Genomic DNA, 4,098 nt, shown 5'->3' with positions numbered 1-4,098 from the left:
GCGCTGTGGGCCTCGGCGGTGCGCCAGGCCACCGGGTTGGTGCAGTGCGTCTACGTCATCACCGACATCACCGAGCGCAAGCGCGCGGAGGATGCCCAGCGCTTCCTGGCGAGGGCCGGCAGTGAGCTGGCGAGCAGCCTGGATGACGAGGCGACGCTGGAGCGCGTGGCCCGCCTGGCCGTGCCCTCCTGGGCGGACACCTGCTCCATCCACCTGCTGGAGGAAGGGGAGCTGCGATGCGTGGCCGCCGCGCACTCCAGCCCCGAGGCCGAGGCGTCCCCCACCGAGTCCGAGACGGCCGCCGTGGCCCGCATCATCGCCTCCGGCCTGCCGGAGCTGCGCCGCGAGTCCAGCCCGCACCCCGCTGCCTCTCTGCGCGTGCCGCTGGTGGTGCGCGGCCAGGTCCTGGGGGTCCTGTCGCTCACCACCACCCGGCGGGTCTATGACACGCAGGATCTGTCGCTGGCGCAGGAGCTGGCGCGGCAGGCGGCGCTGGCCATCGACAACGCCCGGCTCTACCACGAGGCGCAGCAGGCCGTGCGGCTGCGCGAGGAGTTCCTCTCCATCGCCAGCCACGAGCTGAAGACGCCCATCAGCGCCCTCCAGCTCCAGGTGCAGAGCCTGCTGTCCACGCTCGCCCGTACGCCCACGGGCCCCTCGCCGGAGCGGCTGCGCCGCAGCCTGGAGACGGTGGATCGCCAGGTCCGGCGGCAGACGCAGCTCATCAACGATCTGCTGGACGTATCCCGCATCTCCGCCGGGCGGCTGCAGCTGCGGCCGGAGCCCATGGAGCTGTCCTCGCTGGCGCGCGAGGTGGCCGAGCGCTTCGAGCCCGAGCTGGCGCGCGCGGGCTCGAACCTCATGCTCCAGCTCTCCGCGGAGGCGGTGGGCCAGTGGGATCGGCTGCGGCTGGATCAGGTGGTGACGAACCTGCTGTCCAACGCGGTGAAGTACGGCCGGGGCAACCCCATCCAGCTCGTCACCGAGACGGCAGACGACCGGGTCCGGCTCTCCGTAAAGGACGGGGGCATCGGCATCGCCTCGGAGGACCTGACGCGGCTCTTCAACCGCTTCGAGCGCGCGGTGTCCGAGCGCAACTACGGCGGCTTCGGCCTGGGCCTGTGGATCGCCCGGCAAATTGTCGAGGCCATGGGGGGCCGCATCCAGGTGACGAGCCAGCTGGGCGTGGGCTCGATCTTCACCGTGGAGCTCCCCCGTCAGCGCGGCTGAGGGCGAGCCGAGGGTCCCAGCGGCCCGTGATGGAGCGGCGTGGCAGGCGAGCCGCTCCGCTCAGGACTTCACACCGTAGCGGTGGCGGAGAACTTCCTGAGCGGAGGAATGACCATGGAACGCGTGAACTCGGACCGCATGAGCGGCTTCATCAAGTTTCTGGCAGCGGTGGCCATCATCGGCGCGGTGAACTGGGGCTTGATCGGTTTCTTCAACTGGAACCTGGTCGACGCCCTCTTCGCTGGCGGTGCACGGGAGCAGACCAGCGCGGTCGCTCGCCTCGTCTACGCCCTGGTGGGGCTGGCAGGCCTGGCGCTGGCAATCACCTTCCCGTGGAACCGCCGGATCGAGCTCGGCAACCTGAAGCGGCTCGACATCCACAGGCGAGCGGACGTGCGGCCGTAGCAACCCCACGCCCAGCCCGCGTCGAGCGGCGGCACAGGCGAGCAGTCGGCGGCTCAGCCCAGGGAGAGCAGGAGGATGGTCGCCTGCTCGGGAGGGGTGAGCTGCTGGAAGACCTCGGGGATCGTCACCTCCGTGTCCCGCTCGAAGGCGCGGTCACAGCTGCGACGGCCCACGTACGTGCCCTCGGTGTTCTTCAGCCGGTAGGTGCAGTCGTTGATGTACACGGTCAGCTCCGTGGGGCTGTAGGACAGCTCTACGGGACGCCCGCCGAAGCCGCCCTCGGCCTTGACGGTGTCTCCCTCGACTTTGATCTTGAGGTTGACTGCGCCGCTGCCGATGTTCCCCTTGGCCTCGTTCTGCGTGAACGAGATCGTCGTCGCGGCAGAGCCCACCCGACCCCTCATCTCCTTGGGAGAGTGGTGGAGCTGAACGGCCTGTGAGACGACATCCTTCCCAGTGAGCTTCACGTTGTAGGAGTTCTGGGGCAGCCGCACGGAGATGACCGGCTCCTTGGGCTCTGCCAGGGCCACTCCACCTGCGAGAAGCCCGAGTCCCATCATGAAACGGACGAAGCGTGGAGTTTTCATAGTGGAAGAAAGATAGCCACCCCCCCGCCTGGACTCCATCCCTTCTGCAAGGGGATTGCATCTGGCAACCATTTCTTGACTTAGAACTGCGGAGGCTTGGGCGGGCTCACCAGCCACTCCACAACAGAGTCCAGCATCCGCCACAGCCCGCCCCCCACTCCCTGGAAGCCGGGTTGCTGCACGCCCTCCGGATTCTGGAGCTGGTTGAGCGTCGTGGCCGGAGCGAAGGTCCCCCAACACTGGGTGCACGCCCACACACGCACCGGCTTGCCCTGCCACGAGATGGGCCGCAGCACCAGCCGGCAGACGGGACACCCCGCGTGCTCGCGAACCCCTTCCTTGACGTCAGGGCCGGCCTCGAACGGTCCCTGCGCGTGAGCGAGGATGAAGGTCAGCCCGCCCCGGGGCAGGAAGATGCCACCACACTGCGTGCACCGGTGGTAGCCCTGCCCCTGACGATCCTCCGGCCGCATGGGCGTGTCGCACGCCGGGCAGCGGCCCCGAAGTGCCACCGCGGGCGCGGGGCGCGCCTTCTGCACACCCTGCATGGCCTGCACGCCCTGAGCGCCCTGAGCGCCCCGCACACCTGGGGCCTTCTGCGCGGGCTTGGGTGTCGGCCTGGGTGTCGGCTGCTGGGCTCGCAGGGCATTGAAAGTGGCCTGCGGCACCCAGAAGCCTCCACAGCGCGCGCACGCGGCGAGCTCACGCTCCTGAGACTTCTGCGGCATCAGCAACCCACTGCACCGAGAGCACGGCCCCAGGCGCTGGGCCGGATCTGTGGACGAAGGCTCCGTGAAGAGCTCCGGCTCCCGCTTCTGCCGAGGCAGGGACGTGGAGGACGATCGAGGCTGGGCCTGGAGCGCCATGCGCGAGGTGAGAACCGCGTGCAGCTCTCCACGGTCGAACCACAGCCCCTGGCACCGAGGACACTCGTCGAGCTCGATCTCACCGACGCGCAGGCTGTCGAGCGGGACAACGCAGGTAGGACACCGCATGGCGGGCAGCGTAGATCAGCCCACACCCGCTCGCCGAACGTCCGCGGCGTTGACGGTGGACTGTCGACAGCGTGGACAGTGCAGCCTGTGCAGAGCCGTAAGCCCTCGAAATGAGGTCAGAAGCCGGCTGGCAGGGCGCTTGCGATGACCTCCGCTCGAAAGGAGTCGGAGGTCATGGATGATGCGAGACGCGGCACGAGCTGGGGCGAGGCGAGGCTGAACAGGAGCAAGGTGCTCCGCTGGGTGTTGCTTCACGCGGGCGCACTCATGGGTGGCGCGCTCTTCTTCTCGTGGAGCGCGGTGGCCGTGGCCGCTGTGCTCCTCGCGGTGACGATGTGCCTGGGCGTCTCGGTGGGCTTCCACCGCGGCCTCATCCACCGCGGCTTCCAGACGTCTCGCCCGGTGGAGGCCGTGCTCGCGGTGCTGGGCACGCTCGCGGGCCTGGGCGGCATCCTCGGCATGAGCCGCATGCACCACCTGCGTGACTACCACCAGAACCAGCCGGACTGCCCGCCCTCCTTGGGCTACCAGGGCGGCTTCCTCCAGGCGATGGCCTTCGCGCTCTTCTTCGACTACCACGCGCCGGATCCCTCCGTGTACCCACCCGTGGATCCGCGCGTGGCCAAGCGCCCGCTCTTCCGCGCCCTGGAGCGCGCGGGGCTGTGGCTCCAGGTGCCGCTGGCGCTGGCGCTGTACGCGGTGGGAGGCCCCGCCTTCGTCGCGTGGGGCATCTTCGTCCGGCTGGCCCTCACACAGGATGGCTTCTGGGCCATCCACTACGTGAGCCACGTCTCGGGCGAGCAGCCCTATGAGCTGCCCGGCGCCGCGGAGCAGGGCCGCAACACAGGCTGGCTCGCGCTGCTGAGCATGGGCGAGTCCTG

Annotated in this window: 5 protein-coding genes; 3 read left to right on the top strand and 2 right to left on the bottom strand. The window is 69.3% G+C overall.

Annotated features, from left to right (window positions below; genetic code table 11):
• Together VD972_RS00080 and VD972_RS00075 are read left to right on the top strand one after the other, a co-directional pair.
• On the top strand, positions 1-1,230 hold a 1,230-nt coding region (locus VD972_RS00080; RefSeq protein WP_324978839.1), incomplete at its 5' end, for a GAF domain-containing sensor histidine kinase.
• A gap of 114 nt (positions 1,231-1,344) precedes the next feature.
• Positions 1,345-1,635, top strand: coding sequence for a DUF378 domain-containing protein (locus VD972_RS00075; RefSeq protein WP_324978837.1), 291 nt, complete (start codon positions 1,345-1,347; stop codon positions 1,633-1,635).
• A 53-nt stretch (positions 1,636-1,688) separates the two neighbouring features.
• On the opposite strand, the gene VD972_RS00070 is transcribed toward VD972_RS00075, so the two are convergent.
• Both VD972_RS00070 and VD972_RS00065 read right to left on the bottom strand, forming a co-directional pair.
• On the bottom strand, positions 1,689-2,165 hold the full coding sequence (locus tag VD972_RS00070) for a hypothetical protein (protein WP_324978832.1): 477 nt from the start codon (positions 2,163-2,165) through the stop codon (positions 1,689-1,691).
• Between the two features lie 137 nt (positions 2,166-2,302).
• On the bottom strand, positions 2,303-3,217 hold the full coding sequence (locus VD972_RS00065; protein WP_324978830.1) for a zf-TFIIB domain-containing protein: 915 nt from the start codon (positions 3,215-3,217) through the stop codon (positions 2,303-2,305).
• A 174-nt stretch (positions 3,218-3,391) separates the two neighbouring features.
• Here VD972_RS00065 and VD972_RS00060 point away from each other — a divergent pair.
• On the top strand, positions 3,392-4,098 hold a 707-nt coding region (locus VD972_RS00060; protein ID WP_324978827.1), incomplete at its 3' end, for a fatty acid desaturase.

It is taken from the genome of Hyalangium sp. (genome assembly GCF_035629615.1).
In the GTDB taxonomy this organism is placed as follows: Bacteria; Myxococcota; Myxococcia; order Myxococcales; family Myxococcaceae; genus Hyalangium.
Note: the sequence above shows the minus strand (reverse complement) of the source record. Positions and strands in the feature narration are given on the sequence as shown.